Source organism: Caldivirga sp. MU80, from assembly GCF_001663375.1.
Lineage (GTDB): Archaea > Thermoproteota > Thermoprotei > Thermoproteales > Thermocladiaceae > Caldivirga.
On the sequence record NZ_LCTF01000063.1, the window covers coordinates 1 to 3,356 of the forward strand.

2 protein-coding genes and 1 pseudogene are annotated in these 3,356 nt (G+C 50.0%); 1 reads left to right on the plus strand and 2 read right to left on the minus strand.

Annotated elements, in window-relative coordinates:
• Window positions 1–1,485, minus strand: a pseudogene (locus AAX04_RS12630) (7-cyano-7-deazaguanine synthase); the annotation flags it as partial.
• A 172-nt stretch (window positions 1,486–1,657) separates the two neighbouring features.
• Here AAX04_RS12630 and AAX04_RS11390 point away from each other — a divergent pair.
• Complete coding sequence (locus AAX04_RS11390; protein ID WP_084761522.1) at window positions 1,658–2,395, plus strand: 7-carboxy-7-deazaguanine synthase QueE; 738 nt, start codon at window positions 1,658–1,660, stop codon at window positions 2,393–2,395.
• On the opposite strand, the gene AAX04_RS12240 is transcribed toward AAX04_RS11390, so the two are convergent.
• Window positions 2,347–3,356: hypothetical protein (locus AAX04_RS12240; RefSeq protein ID WP_066798375.1), on the minus strand; the 1,010-nt coding region annotated here is incomplete at its 5' end. The genes AAX04_RS11390 and AAX04_RS12240 overlap by 49 nt on opposite strands.

A 3,356-nucleotide genomic window follows, 5' to 3' on the forward strand; every position in this document is an offset into this window, starting at 1 on the left:
CCGATTTTGGCGTTTTAGGTACCGTATATGGCTTGGTGCCCCTCCAGAACTCATCCTCGACCTCCGTGGGTAGGTCGTACTCGACGGGATCCCTGACACCGTTTATTTTGAAGGCCCATCTTCGCATATAGCAGGGGCCGCACCGACCACAGTGCTTCGGCCCCTTATCGTAGCAGCTCCAGGTTAGGTGCAGTGGTGCGCCAACTTTAAGCCCCAGCCTCACTATCTCATGCTTAACGAGGTGCCCAACGGGCATTAATAACTCGACATGCTTGTTCGGACCAACGGCGTAGGGCAGGACCTTATTTAGTAATCGTATGAACTCCATCTCGTTATCGGGGTACGCACCACTCTCCTCAAGGTTTATGCCGGTGGCTATGTAATCATACCCATACGCCTCGGCTATGGCTGTTGCCAAGGCTATGAACACGAAATTTCTCGCTGGCACCCACTCGTGGGCAAACTCAGCACCCTCCCTACCCTCATCAACCCTGTGTATCTCGCCATCACCAAGGAGTGGTGAGTGCCTAACCACCCTGAAGAAGTCCATGTTGACCTCGATCAACGGTACATTGAGGAACTTGGCTATCTCCTTAACCGCCCTACCCTCCGGGCCCTCGGCTATGTGGCCATAGTTGAAGTGTAGTAGCGCGACTTCGTAACCCTGCTTTAGCAGGTATGTGGCGGCTGTCGTGGAGTCGAGACCGCCGCTGGCTATGACTAGGACCTTCTTCTTCGTTTTCTTAGTTTCATCCCTCAACGTAATCTCCCTCCAGCCACCATTAACGTCAACCTCGACCGCGCTGTACGGCTCAACCCTCCTAATAACGGGTAATTCCCAGACGGGCTTGTCCCAATCATCGACCAGGTAATCATCGAGACTTGCGAAGAACATGGCATTCAATTCTCTAACCACGCAAGGTACAGCGGCTTAAAATTAACGGCCAACCAGAGCTTACCCGGCCTCTTCCTGTCTGCTATAGCAAGGGCGTAACTACCGACCACGTACCTCACCAATACGTCCCTAAGGCCCTCGAGCGACCCATCCCAAAGCTTCTCGAGTAGGGGTGGTAGGATGGCCGTGTCTATCCTTGACCTTCGCCTCAGCTCGAACCTGATCTCCAGGTCCTTATCATTCGCTATTGTACCGTTGTGCGCCACGATTATGCGCTCACCAATCATGGGTTGTATATCATCGGGCGTCTTCACCTGGACGTACTCCGTAGTCGGTTCCGCCCTATTATTGAAGATCACAGCCACAGTGTCGGCATCAACTATCTTTGAGATCCTCTTCAGGGCATCGCTTGGCCTACCCCTCTCCTTAAATACCGTGATTGAACCGTCACGCTTAACCGAGACGACGCCAAAGCTGTCCCTACCCCTCTCCTCGCCCTTAATAATCACCATCCTGAGCACCTCCTCAATCTTCTGCGCCCTCTCCTTACTTAACTCACCGAATATCAATACACCACCTATTGTACACACAAGCGCACGTCCAGAGGCAGGTTATTAAACCTGACCTAAGTTGGTTGGCTAAACGTTCAATAAATTTTAACTTCTCTAGGCAGTGGGTTATGTTGCTTATGACCGACATCCAGAAAAACAGGATATCACTGAAATTAACTATGAAGAAGTGCCACTTGAGTGGTCAAGGCATATGAAGATCGTTGAAATATTTAGGTCAAGACAAGGTGAAGGTCCAAATGCAGGTAAAGAGGCAGTGTTTCTGCGCCTAGCTCTTTGTAATTTACGTTGTGTTTGGTGTGATACTAAGTATTCCTGGCGTGGTGGCGTTGATATGAGTGTTTATGATGTTTGCTCAAGGCTTATGAGTATTGGTAACGAGGTTAGGCACCTGGTTATTACAGGTGGTGAACCGTTGCTCTGGCTCGATGAATTAATGCCGTTATTAAGGATGATTAAGAGCCTTGGTTGGTATGTTGAGGTTGAGACGAACGGTACGATACCACCAAATGGGCTTGTTAATTACGTAGATGAGTTCAATGTATCGCCAAAGCTCTCGAACTCTGGGCTACCAATGAGGGTTCGAATTAATGAGTTAGCGGTTAGGGAGTTCGTGATTAGTGGTAAGGCCGTGTTTAAGTTCGTGATTGAGAACCAGAAAGATGGAGAGGAAGTGCTGTGGTTCATTAATAAATTTGGCATACCCAGGGATAGGATTTACCTAATGTCGCAATGCACCTCACGTGATGAATGCATACGTAAGGATGAGGAAATCATGAAACCCATGGCGGCCAGGCTTGGTATTAGGTTCACGCCGAGACTTCACATAATTCGGGGTTTAAGTAATAGGGCGTTAATTAGGATAATGCACCACCTTAGGTGTCATGCTCTGCGTATCGAGTATATCCTATCATCACCCGGGCCGCAGTAGATTACTGCGGGCTCGGGCTCGATGCGCTCACCAGTGACTGGGTCTGTTGTGTGCGCTTCAAATAGTTCTCTGGCTGTTAATTGCCTATACGTGATCCTACCCCCACTCATGCTAACCACGTAGCCCCTCAACTCCTTAACCGGTAGCCCTGTGAGCTCGTCAACCTCCTTCCTGAAGGACCTCAGGATAATACTCAACACCCCATTGGACCTTAGGGACTCCACAAACCACCCATAGAACTCGGGCCATAGGTGTGGGTGAGCCCCATAGACGAACTCGCTTGGTCCTACCCTCGTTATATCCCACTTAATTGCCTCCAAATCACCGGCTTTTTCCAACCCCATACCCATGGCTATTATGACTCCATCATCGAGTCCCCTCCAGGTGCTTGGTCTAGCTAATTTAGGGCCTGTTATTGTTAATATGGCTGTCTCAATCACGTGGGACTCAAGCTCGGAAAGGAACTCCGACAAGCCGCCAACCTCCCTAATCCACCTCTCCCTCTCACTCCTAGCCCTCTTGATGAGCTTGGAAATCTCCCTGGACTCCCTCCTCACGACCTCCTTAAAGAGCTCTATCAACTCGTCAAGTGTGCCCTCGTACTCATCGAGGTACTTGTGCGCTCCAATCTCAGCCTTAAAGATGAAGTGGTACTTGTTCTCCCATAGTTTGAACCTATCGTAATCCAGTATCGCGAATGGGACGTAAATCCCGAGGGACTTCACGTACCTCCTAACCTCCTCCTCTATCCTATCCACCTCCTCACTCAACCTCTTCCTCCTCCTTAACTCCCTCAACAACTCCCTCCTAAAGACATCCAACTGCTCCGGCTGCGCTTCCCTGAGGAACTTGAGGATGTCCTCAACATCAAAGGTGAACTCCCTACCTCTCCCTAGGTAAATTGATTGCTCCGGAATCACGACCTCACCCTTCCTAGCCTCCTCAACAACCTCCTCAAGTT

Bases quoted from the DNA above. Each gene is read 5' to 3' on its own strand.
- AAX04_RS11390 (WP_084761522.1), top strand. From the start codon at position 1,658: ATGAAGATCGTTGAAATATTTAGGTCAAGACAAGGTGAAGGTCCAAAT.